17 protein-coding genes are annotated in these 16,232 nt (G+C 71.2%); 11 read left to right on the forward strand and 6 right to left on the reverse strand.

The window, feature by feature from the left end:
- Positions 1-6: 6 nt before the first annotated feature.
- Positions 7-711 (reverse strand): PH domain-containing protein, encoded by a 705-nt coding sequence (locus tag M2271_RS13440; RefSeq protein WP_280887399.1) that lies wholly within the window; start codon positions 709-711, stop codon positions 7-9.
- Between the two features lie 278 nt (positions 712-989).
- On the opposite strand from M2271_RS13440, the gene deoC reads away from it, so the two are divergent.
- From deoC to M2271_RS13455, 3 genes are read left to right on the forward strand one after another with little or no spacing between them, the layout of a single operon-like run.
- Positions 990-1,952 carry a deoxyribose-phosphate aldolase gene (deoC, locus tag M2271_RS13445; RefSeq protein WP_280887499.1) on the forward strand — a complete coding sequence of 321 codons (963 nt, stop codon included), beginning with the start codon at positions 990-992 and terminating at the stop codon, positions 1,950-1,952.
- A gap of 5 nt (positions 1,953-1,957) precedes the next feature.
- The gene (locus M2271_RS13450) at positions 1,958-3,418 is read left to right on the forward strand and encodes an aldehyde dehydrogenase family protein (RefSeq protein ID WP_280887400.1); all 1,461 of its coding nucleotides are present in this window, start codon (positions 1,958-1,960) and stop codon (positions 3,416-3,418) included.
- Positions 3,411-4,310, forward strand: a complete 900-nt coding sequence (locus M2271_RS13455; protein WP_280887401.1) for an aldehyde dehydrogenase family protein — start codon at positions 3,411-3,413, stop codon at positions 4,308-4,310. The genes M2271_RS13450 and M2271_RS13455 overlap by 8 nt, the downstream gene beginning before the upstream one ends.
- A gap of 162 nt (positions 4,311-4,472) precedes the next feature.
- Here M2271_RS13455 and M2271_RS13460 read toward each other — a convergent pair whose 3' ends face one another.
- Complete coding sequence (locus tag M2271_RS13460) at positions 4,473-4,877, reverse strand: hypothetical protein (RefSeq protein ID WP_280887402.1); 405 nt, start codon at positions 4,875-4,877, stop codon at positions 4,473-4,475.
- A 127-nt stretch (positions 4,878-5,004) separates the two neighbouring features.
- On the opposite strand from M2271_RS13460, the gene M2271_RS13465 reads away from it, so the two are divergent.
- On the forward strand, positions 5,005-5,640 hold the full coding sequence (locus tag M2271_RS13465) for a uridine kinase (RefSeq protein WP_280887403.1): 636 nt from the start codon (positions 5,005-5,007) through the stop codon (positions 5,638-5,640).
- Positions 5,641-5,870: 230 nt separating this feature from the next.
- On the opposite strand, the gene M2271_RS13470 is transcribed toward M2271_RS13465, so the two are convergent.
- On the reverse strand, positions 5,871-6,614 hold the full coding sequence (locus M2271_RS13470) for a SigE family RNA polymerase sigma factor (RefSeq protein ID WP_280887404.1): 744 nt from the start codon (positions 6,612-6,614) through the stop codon (positions 5,871-5,873).
- Positions 6,615-6,885: 271 nt separating this feature from the next.
- Between M2271_RS13470 and afsQ1 the strand changes: the two genes are divergently transcribed.
- The 5 genes from afsQ1 (at position 6,886) to M2271_RS13495 (ending at position 10,779) form a co-directional block, all read left to right on the forward strand.
- Positions 6,886-7,563, forward strand: coding sequence for a two-component system response regulator AfsQ1 (afsQ1, locus tag M2271_RS13475; RefSeq protein WP_280887405.1), 678 nt, complete (start codon positions 6,886-6,888; stop codon positions 7,561-7,563).
- Positions 7,560-9,149, forward strand: a complete 1,590-nt coding sequence (locus M2271_RS13480) for a HAMP domain-containing sensor histidine kinase (RefSeq protein WP_280887406.1) — start codon at positions 7,560-7,562, stop codon at positions 9,147-9,149. The genes afsQ1 and M2271_RS13480 overlap by 4 nt, the downstream gene beginning before the upstream one ends.
- Positions 9,149-9,751: a hypothetical protein gene (locus tag M2271_RS13485; RefSeq protein ID WP_280887407.1), complete on the forward strand. Its 603-nt coding sequence runs from the start codon at positions 9,149-9,151 to the stop codon at positions 9,749-9,751. Before M2271_RS13480 ends, M2271_RS13485 begins: the two co-directional genes overlap by 1 nt.
- Positions 9,752-9,930: 179 nt before the next feature.
- Positions 9,931-10,482, forward strand: coding sequence for a VanZ family protein (locus M2271_RS13490; protein WP_280887408.1), 552 nt, complete (start codon positions 9,931-9,933; stop codon positions 10,480-10,482).
- 93 nt (positions 10,483-10,575) lie between these two features.
- The gene (locus M2271_RS13495) at positions 10,576-10,779 is read left to right on the forward strand and encodes a PspC domain-containing protein (RefSeq protein WP_280887409.1); all 204 of its coding nucleotides are present in this window, start codon (positions 10,576-10,578) and stop codon (positions 10,777-10,779) included.
- Positions 10,780-10,858: 79 nt separating this feature from the next.
- Here the strand turns inward: M2271_RS13495 and M2271_RS13500 are convergent, their stop codons facing one another.
- A complete protein-coding gene (locus M2271_RS13500) occupies positions 10,859-11,203 on the reverse strand; it encodes an ATP-binding protein (RefSeq protein WP_280887410.1) in 345 nt (114 codons plus the stop codon).
- Positions 11,204-11,342: 139 nt separating this feature from the next.
- Positions 11,343-12,539, reverse strand: coding sequence for an adenosine deaminase (locus M2271_RS13505; RefSeq protein ID WP_280887411.1), 1,197 nt, complete (start codon positions 12,537-12,539; stop codon positions 11,343-11,345).
- A gap of 187 nt (positions 12,540-12,726) precedes the next feature.
- Here M2271_RS13505 and M2271_RS13510 point away from each other — a divergent pair, with 187 nt between their 5' ends.
- On the forward strand, positions 12,727-13,488 hold the full coding sequence (locus M2271_RS13510; RefSeq protein ID WP_280887412.1) for a prolyl oligopeptidase family serine peptidase: 762 nt from the start codon (positions 12,727-12,729) through the stop codon (positions 13,486-13,488).
- 318 nt (positions 13,489-13,806) lie between these two features.
- On the opposite strand, the gene M2271_RS13515 is transcribed toward M2271_RS13510, so the two are convergent.
- Complete coding sequence (locus M2271_RS13515) at positions 13,807-14,769, reverse strand: LysR family transcriptional regulator (RefSeq protein ID WP_280887413.1); 963 nt, start codon at positions 14,767-14,769, stop codon at positions 13,807-13,809.
- Between the two features lie 63 nt (positions 14,770-14,832).
- Between M2271_RS13515 and M2271_RS13520 the strand changes: the two genes are divergently transcribed.
- Entirely contained in the window at positions 14,833-16,113 is a 1,281-nt protein-coding gene (locus M2271_RS13520) for an MFS transporter (protein WP_280887414.1), read from the forward strand.
- Positions 16,114-16,232: the final 119 nt, after the last annotated feature.

Genomic DNA, 16,232 nt, shown 5'->3' on the forward strand with positions numbered 1-16,232 from the left:
GATGCGTCAGATGGCCATCAAGATCGCCAGAAGCACCGCGCCCGCGGCCGCCGGCGCCAGGATCTCGTAGGCCCACCGCACGACAACCTCGCCCTGCGCCGACTTCGCCGCCCCCCTCGCCTCCAGCACCTGGCGCAGGTCGTCCATGACCTGATCGCTCTCCGCCCGCACGGGCCCGTCCGACACCGCCCCGCGCGCCCCGGACAACCCACCGCGCGCCCCGAGCCCACCGCCGAGCCCGCCTCGGCCACCACCCCCGACGCCACTCCCGCCCCCCTGCGCGGTCTGGCGGGCCGACCGCCGTGCCGCCTTGTTGCGGGCCCGCAGCGAGACAGGAACGGCCCACAGCTGGAACTTCGCGCCGGCCTTGGTGAAGACCTCGTTCGAGTAGCCGGAGCGCATCGCCTCGACCTGCCCCCAGGGCAGCAGGATGATCCGGAACGGGTTGCGGATGCGGAGCCGGTCGTCCCCCACGTACACCGCGGGCCGCAGCGTGAAGGCGATCACCAGCGGTACCAGGAACAGCAACGCGGCCAACGCCCGCCACGGCGTGCTGCCCTCCCCCGCGACGATCGCGTCGATGCCGAGCCAGCCGGCGATGCCGAGCAGCAGAACACCGCCGGCAATGCCCGCATGGGACCGCTGGACGCGGTCCTTGTTCTCGGGGACCGGCGGTTGCGGCGCGGGTGACTGGGGCTCCGGGGTCGTCATGGTCCCGATTCTGCCCGACACCCCGGCACCCCCCGCACACGGTGCCACCCCGCAGCCCCCGCACACCGTGCCGCCCTCGCACGAAGAACACCAGATCCACGACGAGCACCTGATACGCACGCCCCGACGTCCAGGCCGTACAGATGCGTACGCCAGGCCGTCCAGGCCGTCAGATGGTCGGGCGTTCCAGACCGTACGTATCCGTCCCTCGGCGCCGCACGGATACGCACAGCAGGCTGTACAGCCGCTACGCGCGTAGATATGCTCGTCTGGTGACCATGCCCACCACTGCACCGAACACAGCTCACGCTCTCGGCGACGCCACCGCGTCCGACAGCTCGCTGCGGCGCTTCCTGCACGGACTGCCCGGCGTCGACGCGGTCGGCCTGGAGGCGCGCGCCGCCTCGCTCGGCACCCGTTCCATCAAGACGACCGCGAAGGCGTACGCCATCGACCTCGCCATCTCGATGGTCGACCTGACGACCTTGGAAGGCGCGGACACCCCGGGCAAGGTCCGGGCGCTGGGCGCCAAGGCGGTCCGCCCCGACCCGACCGACCGGACGACCCCGTCGACCGCGGCGCTCTGCGTCTACCCCGACATGGCGGCCACCGCCAAGGAGGCCGTCGCCGGCTCCGACGTCAAGGTCGCCTCGGTGGCCACCGCCTTCCCGGCGGGCCGCGCCCCGCTCACCGTGAAGCTGGCCGACGTCCGCGAGGCCGTCGCGGCGGGTGCCGACGAGATCGACATGGTCATCGACCGCGGCGCGTTCCTCGCGGGCAGGTACCTGAAGGTCCACGACGAGATCGTCGCCGTGAAGGAGGTCTGCGGCACCGACGCCCGCCTCAAGGTCATCTTCGAGACGGGCGAGCTGTCGACGTACGACAACATCCGTCGCGCGAGCTGGCTCGGGATGCTGGCCGGGGCGGACTTCATCAAGACGTCGACCGGCAAGGTGGCGGTGAACGCCACGCCCGCGAACACCCTGCTCATGCTGGAGGCGGTCCGTGACTTCCGCGCCCGGACCGGGGTACAGGTGGGCGTGAAGCCGGCCGGCGGCATCCGTACCTCCAAGGACGCGATCAAGTTCCTCGTCCTGGTCAACGAGACCGCCGGCGAGGACTGGCTGGACAACCACTGGTTCCGCTTCGGCGCCTCCTCACTCCTGAACGACCTGCTGATGCAGCGTCAGAAGCTGGCCACCGGCCGCTACTCCGGCCCCGACTACGTGACGGTGGACTGATCACCATGACCACGGAAAACATCACCGGCCGGTCGCCCGCGTTCGCGTACGCCCCGGCCCCCGAGTCCCGCGCGGTCGTCGACATCGCGCCCTCCTACGGCCTGTTCATCGACGGCGAGTTCACGGAGGCGGCCGACGGCAAGGTCTTCAAGACGGTCTCGCCGTCCACCGAGGAGGTCCTCTCCGAGGTCGCCCAGGCGGGCGCCGAGGACGTCGACCGAGCGGTCGGAGCGGCCCGCAGGGCCTTCGAGAAGTGGTCGGTCCTCCCGGGCTCCGAGCGCGCGAAGTACCTCTTCCGCATCGCCAGGATCATCCAGGAGCGCAGCCGCGAACTGGCCGTCCTGGAGACCCTGGACAACGGCAAGCCCATCAAGGAGACCCGCGACACCGACCTGCCCCTGGTCGCCGCGCACTTCTTCTACTACGCGGGCTGGGCCGACAAGCTCACCCACGCCGGCTTCGGCGCGAACCCCAGGCCCCTCGGCGTCGCGGGCCAGGTCATCCCCTGGAACTTCCCCCTCCTGATGCTGGCGTGGAAGATCGCCCCGGCCCTGGCGACCGGCAACACGGTCGTCCTCAAGCCCGCCGAGACGACCCCGCTCTCCGCGCTCTTCTTCGCGGACATCTGCCGCCAGGCGGGCCTCCCCAAGGGGGTCGTCAACATCCTTCCGGGTTACGGCGACGCGGGCGCCGCGCTCGTCGCGCACCCGGACGTCGACAAGGTCGCCTTCACCGGCTCCACGGCCGTCGGCAAGGAGATCGCGAGGACCGTCGCCGGCACCCGAAAGAAGCTCACCCTCGAACTCGGCGGCAAGGGTGCCAACATCGTCTTCGACGACGCCCCCATCGACCAGGCCGTCGAGGGCATCGTGAACGGCATCTTCTTCAACCAGGGCCAGGTCTGCTGCGCGGGCTCCCGTCTCCTGGTCCAGGAGTCGATCCAGGACGAACTGCTGGACTCCCTCAAGCGCCGCCTGTCGACCCTCCGCCTCGGCGACCCGCTCGACAAGAACACGGACATCGGCGCGATCAACTCGCAGGAGCAGCTCACCCGCATCACCTCGCTCGTCGAGCAGGGCGAGGCGGAGGGTGCCGAGCGCTGGTCCCCGGCCTGCGAACTCCCGTCCTCCGGCTACTGGTTCGCCCCGACGCTCTTCACGAACGTCACCCAGGCGCACACCATCGCCCGCGACGAGATCTTCGGCCCGGTGCTGTCCGTCCTCACCTTCCGTACCCCGGACGAGGCCGTCGCCAAGGCCAACAACACTCCGTACGGCCTCTCGGCGGGCATCTGGACGGAGAAGGGCTCCCGCATCCTCGCGGTGGCGAACAAGCTCCGCGCGGGCGTGATCTGGTCCAACACGTTCAACAAGTTCGACCCGACCTCGCCGTTCGGCGGGTACAAGGAGTCGGGCTTCGGCCGCGAGGGCGGCCGCCACGGCCTGGAGGCGTACCTCGATGTCTGACCGCACCAACGAGCGTCTGAGCGTCTTCAAGACCTACAAGCTGTACGTCGGCGGGAAGTTCCCGCGTTCCGAGAGCGGCCGGGTGTACGAGGTGACCGACGCAAAGGGCAAGTGGCTGGCGAACGCGCCCCTCTCCTCCCGCAAGGACGCCCGGGACGCCGTGGTGGCGGCCCGTAAGGCGTTCGGCGCCTGGTCCGGCGCGACCGCGTACAACCGGGGCCAGGTCCTCTACCGCGTCGCGGAGATGCTGGAGGGCCGCAGGGCGCAGTTCGTGCACGAGGTCGCCGACGCCGAGGGCCTGTCGAAGGCCAGGGCCGCCGACCAGGTGGAGGCGACCATCGACCGCTGGGTCTGGTACGCGGGCTGGACCGACAAGATCGCCCAGGTGATCGGCGGCGGCAACCCGGTCGCGGGCCCCTTCTTCAACCTGTCCTCCCCCGAACCGACGGGCGTGGTCGCGGTCCTGGCCCCGCAGAAGTCGTCGTTCCTGGGCCTGGTCTCGGTCCTCGCCCCGGTGATCGCCACCGGTAACACCGCGATCGTGATCGCGAGCGAGAGGTCCCCGCTCCCGGCCCTGTCCCTGGGCGAGGTGCTGGCCACCTCCGACGTGCCCGGCGGTGTCGTCAACCTCCTGTCGGGCCGTACGGCCGAGATCGCCACCCCGCTGGCCGCACACCAGGACGTCAACGCGATCGACCTGGCGGGCGCCGACGAGATCCTGGCCAAGGAACTGGAGATCGCGGCGGCCGACAACCTCAAGCGCGTCCTGCGTCCACACCCTGTGGACGACTGGTCGGCAACTCCCGGCATCGACCGCCTGACGGCGTTCCTGGAGACGAAGACGGTGTGGCACCCGACGGGTTCGCTGGGCGCGTCGGGTTCGGCGTACTGACAGGGCCGACATCGCGGAGTGCGGGGGCCGCGCCCCACCGCTCTACGTCATCGACGACGAAGTGATCCACATCCTGGTCACCCATCTCGGCCGAACGGCCTGAGCCGCGACCGGACAGCGAAGGGGGCCGCGGCGCCGCGGCCCCCTTCGCGCGGACGGCGCTCAGCCGCCCAGCAGCTTCGTCGCGGCCCCCACCGCAGGCACGCTCCCGATCGACCGCGCCTGCGCGACCGGCCGGGTCAGCGCCTGCGAGGTGAGCGGCTTGAAGTCGCCCAGCTGGGTGCCGACGCCGTTGTCGAGGGGGTCGACGCCGGTGCCGGCGAGCGGGTTGGGCTTGAGGTCGGCCACCGGTCCGGTGGCGTAGCCGACCGTGCCGGCGGGGACCTGGAGAGCGGCCTGCGGGTCGACGCGGCTGAGCGATGCGGAGCCGGAGCGCCTCGCGCCGGCGGCCGGCTCGCTGTCCGCGGCGGCCGTCGCCCCACCTGCTCCCAGGGCCACGCCGGCGGTCGCGAGGACCGTCAAGGCGCGCCGGGCGGTCGGGTTCTGGGAGGACATGTGTCGGGCCATCGCTTCTGCCACCTTCTCCAGCACAGGGTAATCAGGTTGACACGAAGGGTAGTTGAGGTGTGACGCACGCTTCAAAGCCGACCTGCGGGGTCGGCAGGGCGTACGGGATGCGTCAAACTGGTGTCCCGTGAGCACTCTTCCGCCTCCGTCCGCCCGTGTCGTGCTGCTCTGCGGCCCCTCGGGCTCGGGCAAGTCCCTCGTCGCCGCCCGCTCCGGGCTTCACGTACTGCGCCTCGACGACTTCTACAAAGAGGGCGACGACCCGACGCTGCCCCTGGTGGCGGGGAGTTCCGACATCGACTGGGACCACCCGGACTCGTGGGACGCGGACACCGCGACCGCCGCGATCCTGGACCTGTGCCGCACGGGTCGTACGAAGGTCCCGGTCTACGACATCGCGCTGAGCGCCCGTACCGGCGAGGAGTCGGTCGACGTGGGGCGGACCCCGCTGTTCATCGCGGAGGGCATCTTCGCCGCCGAGATCGTGCCCCGCTGCCGTGAACTGGGCGTCCTGGCCGACGCGTTGTGCCTGAGCCGCGGACCGGTGAAGACCTTCCGCCGGCGCTTCCTGCGGGACCTCAGGGAGGGCCGCAAGTCGGTGCCGTTCCTGCTGCGCCGCGGCTGGCGGCTGATGCGCCGGGAGCGTTCGATCATCGCCCGCCAGGTCGCCCTGGGCACCCACCGCTGCGACCGGGACGAGGCCCTGAGCCGTCTCGCCCGGGCGGCGGTGGGCCGCAGCCCGGCAACGGCACCGACGCCCTGACCGCGGAGTTCGGACGCCCGGGCAAGCACGTCCGAGCTCACGTCCGTGCAAGCGCGCCCGAACGCACCCGGCAACAGGAGAAGCGGGACTGGACGGACCCCCCGGCCCTCCAGTCCCGCTCCCTGTTCCCCCGTGCTCCCCCGTGCTCCCCCGTGTTTCCCCCCTCGGTCCCCCGTGACCCCGTTGCTCCCCCTGTTACTGCTCCCCCGTATTCACTGCTCCCCGAACCCTCAGGCGACAAGCTCCCCGAAGGCGTTCTGCTCGTCACGGCCGAAGCTGAGGACCTCGTCCTCGCGCAGCCGGCGGAGCGACCGCCAGATGCTGGACTTCACCGTGCCGACACTGATGTCGAGGATCTCCGCGATCTCCGGGTCCGTGCGGCCCTCGTAGTAGCGCAGGACCAGCATGGTGCGCTGGACTTCGGGGAGGCGGGCGAGCGCCTGCCACAGGACGGCGCGCAGTTCGGTGCCGCGCATCGCGTCCGTGTCGCCGGGCGTCTCCGGCAGTTCCTCGGTCGGGTACTCGTTCAGCTTGCGGCGGCGCCACGCGCTGATGTGCAGATTGGTCATGGTGCGGCGGAGGTATCCGCCGACCGCCGCCTTGTCACTGATCCGTTCCCACGCCCGGTACGTCGAGAACAGCGCGCTCTGCAGCAGGTCCTCGGCCTCGAAGCGGTCGCCGGTCAGGTGGTAGGCGGTTGCGTACAGGGAGGCGCGGCGCTCCTGGACGTAGGCGGTGAACTCCACCTCCGACAGCGAGCGACGCTCCCCCGAGCCCTCCCCGTACGCGGTTCCCCCGTGTGTTTCCCCCGTGTGAGCGTCGACCACCGACATGTACGCGGTGTGCTGACGCCCGGTGCCACGAGCGGTCCCCCGGCCGCTCGCGGCGCCGGCCTTCTCGGAACCCCGGCCCCCGTTCACGTCGTGCAGACGCGTGATCACCGCGCTGGTGCTGTTGCCGTACAGCGTGTTCATCTCGCGCCTCCCGCCGTGGACTTCCCGGTGTTCCGGTCTTGCGTCGTGCTTCCTTGCCTGTGCCGAGAAGCTTGCCGGGGCCACTTCATGACCGTGTCCGCCGACTGTCACAGACCTGTCACAGGCCCCCTCGGAGGGCACTCCCGGGGGTGGCGTGACTCCCCGTGGACAGGAGCACCACGAGCCCACGGACGTACAGCCGACGGAGAGGTGGCGGCCGGTATCCCTACTGGTGTCGCAGCCCCACCCCGCCATGGGCCAGAATGAGCCCGTGCCTTCCCTGTTGCTGATCGAGGACGACGACGCCATCCGTACCGCCCTGGAGCTGTCTCTGACACGCCAGGGACATCGGGTTGCCACCGCTGCCACCGGCGAGGAGGGCCTGAACCTGCTGCGTGAGCAGCGGCCGGATCTGATCGTGCTGGACGTGATGCTGCCCGGCATCGACGGGTTCGAGGTGTGCCGGCGTATCCGGCGCACGGACCAGCTGCCGATCATCCTGCTGACCGCGCGCAGCGACGACATCGACGTGGTCGTCGGCCTGGAGTCCGGCGCCGACGACTATGTGGTCAAGCCGGTGCAGGGACGGGTGCTGGACGCCCGGATCCGGGCCGTGCTGCGGCGCGGGGAGCGGGAGGCGAACGACGCGGCGTCGTTCGGTTCGCTGGTCATCGACCGTGCGGCCATGACCGTGACGAAGAACGGCGAGGACCTCCAGCTCACCCCGACCGAGCTGAGGCTGCTGCTGGAGCTGAGCCGGCGGCCGGGCCAGGCGCTGTCGCGGCAGCAGTTGCTGCGGCTGGTGTGGGAGCACGACTACCTGGGCGACTCACGGCTGGTGGACGCCTGTGTGCAGCGGCTGCGCGCCAAGGTCGAGGACGTTCCGTCGTCCCCGACGCTGATCCGTACGGTCCGCGGGGTCGGCTACCGGCTGGACTCTCCTCAGTGACCCGAGCGCACGGGGGGATCCGGGGCTGGGCCGCGGATCGCAGGACAGTGTGGTCGAGGCTGCGGTTCACCAGTCTGCGGCTGCGGCTGGTCGTCGTGTTCGCGCTGGTGGCGCTGACCGCCGCGGTGTCCGTGTCCGGGATCGCGTACTGGCTCAACCGCGAGGCCGTGCTCACCCGTACCCAGGACGCGGTGCTGCGGGGCTTCGAGCAGGAGATGCAGAACCGGGCGGGAGCGCTGCCCGAAAACCCCTCGCAGGACGAACTGCAGCGCACCGCGGGCCAGATGGCCAACAGCAGCCAGAGCTTCAGTGTGCTGCTGGTCGCCAAGGACACGAGCGGCACAACGGTGTACGGCAACTCCGGTGCCCTGGACGGCTTCACCGTGCGGGACGTGCCCGAGTCGCTGCGCGAGGCGGTGAACAGGCAGCAGCCGGTCAACTCCGCCAACAAGTACGCGTACCACCTGTATTGGCAGCGGGTGGTGGTCCACGGCACGCCGTATCTCGTGGCGGGTACGAAGGCGATCGGCGGCGGGCCCACCGGCTACATACTCAAGTCGCTGGAGCCGGAGGCGAAGGACCTCAACTCGCTGGCCTGGTCGCTGGGTATCGCCACGGGGCTCGCGCTGATCGGCTCCGCGCTGCTCGCGCAGGCCGCCGCCTCGACCGTACTGAAGCCCATGCAGCGGCTCGGAGTCGCCGCGCGCCGGCTCGGCGAGGGACGGCTGGACACCCGTCTCAGGGTGACGGGGACGGACGAACTCGCCGATCTGTCCCGGACGTTCAACAACGCGGCCGAGGCGCTGGAGAAACGGGTGGCCGACATGGCCGCCCGCGACGACGCGTCCCGGCGGTTCGTGGCCGACATGAGCCATGAACTGCGGACGCCGCTGACCGCGATCACCGCCGTGACGGAGGTGCTGGAGGAGGAGCTGGAGGCGGAGTCCGGGTCCATCGACCCGATGATCGAGCCCGCCGTACGGCTCGTGGTGAGCCAGACGCGGCGGCTGAACGACCTCGTCGAGAACCTCATGGAGGTCACCCGCTTCGACGCGGGCACCGCCCGGCTGGTTCTGGACGACGTCGACGTCGCCGACCAGATCACCGCGTGCATCGACGCGCGGGCCTGGCTGGACGCGGTGGAACTGGACGCCGAGCGCGGCATCCACGCCCAGCTCGACCCGCGCCGCCTGGACGTGATCCTGGCGAACCTGGTCGGCAACGCGCTCAAGCACGGCGGTTCGCCGGTGCGGGTCGCGGTGCGGGAGACGGACGAGGACGGCACGAAGGTCGAGGACGGCGCGAAGGTCGTCATCGAGGTGCGGGACCACGGGCCCGGCATCCCCGAGGACGTTCTGCCGCACGTCTTCGACCGGTTCTACAAGGCCAGTGCCTCCCGGCCGCGTTCCGAGGGCAGCGGCCTCGGTCTGTCCATCGCGCTGGAGAACGCCCACATCCACGGCGGCGGGATCACCGCCGCCAACTCCCCCGAGGGTGGCGCGGTGTTCACGCTGTGGCTGCCCCGGGACTCGTCGCCGCTCATGGAGGAGACCGACGAGGGCGAGAAGGCCGAGGGGGGCGCCTGATGAACGTACGCCGAGCGCTGGCGCTGCCCGCGCTGGCCCTGCTGCTCGCCGGATGCGGGATCCGGGCCACGGAGGTGCCGACCGACTTCGGGCCCGCGCCGTCCCGGGTGCGGTGTTCGCTGTCCGAACCGGACGTCTCCACCCAGGCCTCGCGCGGGCTGCCGGTGCAGGTGTTCCTGCTGTGCGGCTCGTCCCTGGTGGCCGTCGACCGGACCGTGCGGGTCCCGGACGGTACGGCGGACTCCGCGCGGCGGGTGCTGGTGGCCCAGGGGCTGCTGGACGAGCTCGCGGCGACGCCGTCGTCCGCGGAGAAGGAGGCCGGCTACACCACGGGCGTGCGCGGCGGCATGACGGTGGGCGGACCGCGTCCCAAGGACCCTGCGGACGCCCTCAGGCTGAGCAGCCCGCCCGGCGACCTCACCTCCTACGCCCTCGCCCAGCTCGTGTGCACGTTCTCCGACTCGGCGGCGGCGGAGGGCGACGGCTCGGTCGTCCTCGGCGGCCCGGACCGCCGGCCACCGCGCCGTTACGCGTGCACGGACGAGGTCCGCACCCGGCCGGGCAGCACGGAGCCGCCGTCGACCGAGGTGACGGGCGGCTGACGGCTGACGGCTCGGTCGATGGCTGACGGCTGGCGGGCGGCGGGCGGCTGGCGGCTGGCGGCTGGCGGCTGGCGGCTGGCGGCTGGCGGGCGGCTGAGGTACCCATGTGGCGGAGGCCTCATGCATGTACCTCCGGGTAACCCGGAACCGATCGTGCCGGAGGCCGCGTCTAGGGGGACGTGCAGCGTCAAGGCTCCATCGGCGGCAGCGCCGCGATCAGCGTCCGTGTGGCAGGGGGTGTCCTCCTTGTCGCACATCTCGCGTTCGTCGCCTGGTACACGCTGCGCCCGCTGGACGTGCCCTGGGTGATGCCACCCAATCTGCATCCAGGGGCCGGCATCCGGTCCGATCTGGCGCTGGGCTGGCCGGAGGCCGCCCGGCGGGTCGCCGGAGGGCTCGGGCTGCTCGCCCCGCTGGGGGTGCTGCTCCCGCTGGTGCACGGCAGGAGCGCGGTCTTCCCGCTCGCGTCCCTCGTCCGTACGACCGCCGCAGGCGCCCTGATCTCGCTGGGCATCGAGCTGCTGCAGACCGGGGCTCCCGGGCAGCGCGTCGACATCGACTCGCTGCTCCTGAACACGGTGGGCGTGGCGCTGACCCACGCGCTCCTGGTGCCGGCGGCCCGCGCCTGGATCCGCCGCAGGAACGAGCGCGCCGAGCACGGCTCCGTCCGCCAGGAGGATCCTTCTCAGGGTCGGACCCCGACGATTCCCAGGGTCGGGATCGCCCCATAGAGCGACGCTTCATCCCCTTCGTCCGCGTAGCTTTGATGTCAGACGAGGCGGTCACTCGGAACGCCTCTGGCAGACGCTCACGAAGGAGCCGCAATGTCCCGCCTCGCCCGCCCCACCAACGACCGCATGATCGGCGGAGTGTGTGCCGCGCTGGCACGGCGCTTCGGCACCTCCGCGACGACGATGCGCGTCATCTTCGTACTCTCCTGCCTGCTGCCGGGCCCGCAGTTCCTGCTCTACATCGCGTTGTGGATCCTGTTCCCGTCCGAGGAGAAGGCCGCGCGCACGGCCTGGTGACCGTGTCAGCACGTACGCCGGTGGGGCGCACCCCGTGTCCAAGGGTGCGCCCCACCGGCGCGTTCGCAGGCGGTGCGGGTCAGCCGAGCGGAAGGCCGCTCACCGGCAGGCCCTGCGTGGGCAGGCCCTTGCCGGCGGGCAGACCGCCGAGCAGGCCGGTGACCGCGCCGGCCGGACCGTCGACGGGGGCCTTCCCGGCGACCGGCTGCACGGCGGCGAGCGCGGGCCGCGCCTGACCCAGCGCCTCACCGGCGTCCGGCAGCGCCTTGGCGACGTTCTGGGGCGGCAGCGCCTTGGTGACGGCGCCCAGCGCCTGCGTGGCGTCCGGAACGGCCGGAGCGGCGTTCGCGGCGCCCGCAGCGGTGGCGGCGAAGGCGACACCGAGAGCGGCGACACCGAGGGTCTTGGCAGCAGACTGCTTCATGAAATGCGTCCTCGAAATGGTGTTACAGGGATGTGAGCGGTCCACGACCGTAAACATGTCGAGCGCTCCGCCGCAAACATCGAAACACGGACGGATGGTGAAAGCCCGCCCTCGTTCCGTATCCCCGCACTCCTGGAAGTCAGCCCTCTTCGGGCGTGGAACCGCTGGTGGAGGCGGTCTGCTGGAACAGCCATTCGGATTTCAGCTCGGCATATCCGGGCTTGATGACGTCATTGATCATCGCCAGTCTTTCATCGAAAGGAATGAACGCTGATTTCATCGCATTGACGGAGAACCACTGCATGTCGTCGAGCGTGTAACCGAAGGCCTCGACAAGATGCTCGAATTCCCGGCTCATGCTGGTACCGGACATCAAGCGGTTGTCGGTGTTCACCGTGGCCCGGAAGTGCAGCCGGCGCAGCAGTCCGATCGGATGCTCGGCGTACGAGGCCGCCGCCCCGGTCTGGAGGTTGGAACTGGGGCACAGCTCCAGCGGGATCCGCTTGTCCCGGACATAGGAGGCGAGCCGCCCGAGCTTGACCGTGCCGTCCTCGTGGACCTGGATGTCGTCGATGATGCGCACGCCATGCCCGAGCCGGTCGGCGCCGCACCACTGCAGGGCCTGCCAGATGGACGGCAGACCGAAGGCCTCGCCGGCGTGGATGGTGAAGTGGTTGTTCTCCCGCTTGAGGTACTCGAAGGCGTCGAGGTGCCGGGTGGGCGGGTAACCGGCCTCCGCGCCCGCGATGTCGAAGCCGACGACCCCCAGGTCCCGGTAACGGTTGGCGAGTTCGGCGATCTCCAGGGAACGGGCCGCGTGGCGCATGGCGGTGAGCAGGGCACCGACCCGGATCCGCCTGCCGTTCGCGCGGGCGAGCCGCTCCCCTTCCCGGAAGCCCTCGTTGACGGCTTCGACGACCTCCTCGAGGCTGAGTCCTCCGTTCAGGTGCTGCTCCGGCGCATAACGCACCTCGGCGTAGACGACCCCGTCCGCGGCCAGGTCCTCGGCACACTCGGCGGCGACCCGGACCAGCGCGTCCCGGGTCTGCATCACACCGACGGTGTGCGAGAAGGTCTCCAAGTACCGTTCCAGGGAACCGGAGTCGGCGGCCTCCCGGAACCAGACGCCGAGCTTGTCCGGGTCGGTCTCGGGGAGTTGGACGGCGGGGGCGCCTCCGGCGCCTCCATGGCCGTGGGGGACGGTCTCCCGCGCGAGGTCGACCACGGTGCCGGGACGCAGCCCACCGTCGAGATGGTCGTGCAGCAGAACCTTGGGCGCCCGGCGGATCTGGTCCGCGCTCGGGGTGTTCCCCATCCGGTCAATCTGGCTCGTCATGTCCGCACTCTAACTCCTACGCGCGTAGATCGCCGGGGGTACGAATCCGTCGATACGTAACGGTGACCGCCCGTCGATACCTGGCGGCGCCCCCCCTCGTAGATACGTCAAGGTGACCGCCTGTCGATACGTAACGGTGACCGCCCGGACCAGTGCCGTACACCGATGCTTCTGACACTGTTCTGTCATGGCACAGCAAGCGACGCCGGTGCGCACGGCCCGGCTGGGGCGGGCGCTCGGTCCGGAGCCGACGGCGGTGAGTGGAGTGGTGCTGCTGCTCCCCGCCGGCGACGAGGTCTCCCATCGCAGACCCTCCCCCCTGATGGCGTCCGCGTCCTTACGGGCGCTGGGCCGCCGGATCACCCGCGCGGGCCTCGGCGCGGGCCTCGCGACCCACGTCGTCCACTACCGCTACCGCGGCTGGAACGGCAGCGCGGCACATCTGGCCCACGACGCGACCTGGGCGACCGAAGAGGCCCTACGACGGTACGGCGACGTCCCCGTGTGCCTCACCGGCTTCGACATGGGCGCACGGGCGGCACTGCACGCGGGCGGACACGAAGCCGTCAACTCCGTGGTCGCACTGGCACCCTGGCTGCCTGAGGAGGACGTGGCGGCTCCCTCCGAACCGGTGAAACAGCTCGCCGGGCGGCGGGTGTTGATCGTGCACGGCACGAACGACGAACGTACGGATCCGGAGCTGTCGTTCCGGCTGGCGGCGCGGGCGAAGAAGGCGAACCGGGAAGTGTGCCGGTTCGAAGTGCACTCCGACGGACACGGGTTGCATCAGTACCGGGACGAAGTGCACGCGCTGGCCGAGGACTTCGTGATGGGGGCGTTGTTCGGGAGGCCGTTGTCCCGGCCGGTGGAGGACGCGCTGGCGGCTCCGCCTCCGCTGGGCCTGCGGATGCCTCTCGCCTCCGGCTTCGGGCGGTCCCTTCACCGTTGATCCTGCGGCCCGGTGGCGGCGCGCGGGTTTGTGGGGGCTGGTCGCGGCCACACCGCAGAACCACCCGTCGACACAGCCTCGGCCCCTGGGTCGGCTGAGCTTGCGGGCGCCGTTCGCGGCCACACCGCAGAACCACCCGTCGACACAGCCTCGCGCCCCTGGGTCGGCTGAGCTTGCGGGCGCCGTTCGCGGCCACACCGCAGAGCCACCCGTCGACACCGCCTCGGCCCCTGGGTCGGCTGAGCTTGCGGGCGCCGTTCGCGGCCACACCGCAGAGCCACCCGTCGACACCGCCTCGCGCCCTGCGGCGGCTGCCCCTCAGGTGGGGAGGAGGTTGTCGCGGCGGGAGAGCAGGAACTTCTTGAAGGCGGCCACCGGTGGGGTGTCCGGATGGCCGTCGAGCCAGGCCACGCCGATTTCCCGGGCCGCTCGGGGGGCCGTGACCGTGAGCTCCACCACTCCGGGGCGGGGGAAGGCCGGCGGGGGCAGGAGCGCCACCCCCAGACCCGCCGCGACGAGGCCCCTCAGGGTTTCCGCCTCCTCGCCCTCGAAGGCCACCCGGGGCCTGAAACCCGCCTCCTGGCAGAGGTCGTCGGTGATCCGGCGCAGCCCGTAGCCGGGTTCGAGGGTCACGAAGACCTCGTCGGCGGCCTCCACCAGCCGGACCCGCCTGCGGGTGGCGAGGCGATGGTCGGCGGGGACGACGAGGCGGAGTTTCTGTTCGTCGAGGCGGCGGGCCACCAGGTCGGGGGCGTCCGGGACCGGGGAGGTCAGGCAGAGATCCAGTTCGCCGGCCCGGAGCTTTTCCAGCATCGCCTCGCCGTAGTTCTGGACGAGGCTGAAGCGGACGCGTGGGTGGTCGGCGCGGAAGGCGTGGATGAGGCCCGGTACGGTCTCGGCGCCCATGGTGTGCAGGAAGCCGAAGGCGACCTTGCCGGTGGCCGGGTCGGCGTCGGCGCGGACCTCGTCGGCGGCGCGCTCGATCTCGGCGAGGGCGCGTTCGACGGAGGCGAGGAAGGTGCGGCCGGCCGGGGTGAGCGAGAGCGTGCGGCCGCGGCGGGCGAACAGGTCGACGCCCAGGTCCTGTTCGAGGCGGACCATCGCGCGGGACAGGGTCGACTGGGGGACCTGCATCTCCTGGGCGGCCCGGGTGACGTGCTCGGTACGGGCGACGCCGGCGAAGTAGGCGAGGCGCGGGGCGAGCAGCCTCGACATGTCCGCCCTGTCTTCTGTGTCACTGGACGGTGACAGACGAGCCTGTGACCTCTGCTGATGCATCATGGGAACGATTATGGCGATTCCATGCATTGGACGGATGACCAGGGACGTACGTAGCTTCGAGGCATGTCTCCCGCCAGTACCGGGGCGCCCACCGTCGTGGTCGCCGCATCCTCTGTCCCCCCTGTCGTCGACTCCCGTGTGACCCCGGGCGGCCCCGGCTACCGCCGGATGAGCTTCGCCCTCTTCCTCGCGGGCGTGGCGACCTTCGCGCTGCTGTATTCCACCCAGGCCCTGCTGCCGCTGATCTCCGGCGAGTTCGGGGTGGCGGCGAGCGAGGCGAGCTGGACGGTGGCGGCCGCGACCGGCGGACTGGCGCTGTTCGTCCTTCCGATGAGCGCCCTCTCGGAACGCTTCGGACGCCGTACGATCATGACGGCCTCGCTGGCCGTCGCGGTGACCGTCGGGCTGCTCGTGCCCTTCGCGCCGTCGCTGACCGCGCTGGTCGTGCTGCGCGCGGTCCAGGGTGCGGCGCTGGCCGGGCTTCCGGCCTCGGCGACGGCCTACCTCGCGGAGGAGGTCACCCCCAAGGCGCTGGTCACCGCGATCGGCCTGTTCGTCGCGGGCAACAGTGTCGGCGGGATGAGCGGCCGGGTCATCACCGGCTGGGTCGCGCAGGAGTGGGGCTGGCGGGTCGCGGTCGCGGTGATCGGCGTGATCGCGGTGGCGTGCGCGGTGGCCTTCCGGGCGCTGCTGCCGGCACCGAAGCACTTCGTGGCGGGCTCACTGCGGCCCCGGGTCCTGGCCGGCACGATCCGCGACCACCTCGCCAACCCGCTGCTGCGTCGGCTGTACGCGATCGGCGCGCTGTTCATGACGGTGTTCGGCGGCGTCTACACGGTCATCGGCTACCGCCTGGCCGAGGCCCCTTTCGGCCTCCCCCAGGGCATCGTCGGCTCGGTCTTCCTCGTCTACCTGGTGGGCACGGTGTCGGCGTCGACGGCCAGCCGGCTGGTGGGCCGACTGGGCCGCCGGGGGGCGCTGTACGCGGGTGGCGGTACGACGGCAGCGGGTCTGCTGCTTTCCCTGGCGGATTCGCTGCCGCTGGTCCTGCTGGGCCTGGTCCTGATCACCGCGGGCTTCTTCGCAGGGCACGCGGTCGCCTCGTCTGCGGTCAGCAAGACGGCGACGAAGGGGCGGGCGCAGGCGTCGGCGCTGTACCAGTCGGCGTACTACATCGGGTCGAGCACGGGGAGCACGGTGGGAGCGATGGCCTTCCACGCGGAGGGCTGGGCCGGGACGGTGGGCGTGGGTCTGCTGGCGGTGCTGGGCGTCGTGACGATCACGGTGGTCGGGTCGCGGGCGGCGCGGGTCGCTGCGCGGCGGGGGCCGGTGGCGGCGCACTGACCGGGTCGCGCCCCTGGAGTCACGCGGCCCGCACCCCCTCCGGCCTGGCCATTTCCCACTCCCCAGGCCATTGTCAGTGGCGTGCGATAGCTTCCGGAGTACTGGGGCGCAACGGTGCG

The organism is Streptomyces sp. LBL, assembly GCF_029893585.1.
GTDB lineage: Bacteria > Actinomycetota > Actinomycetes > Streptomycetales > Streptomycetaceae > Streptomyces.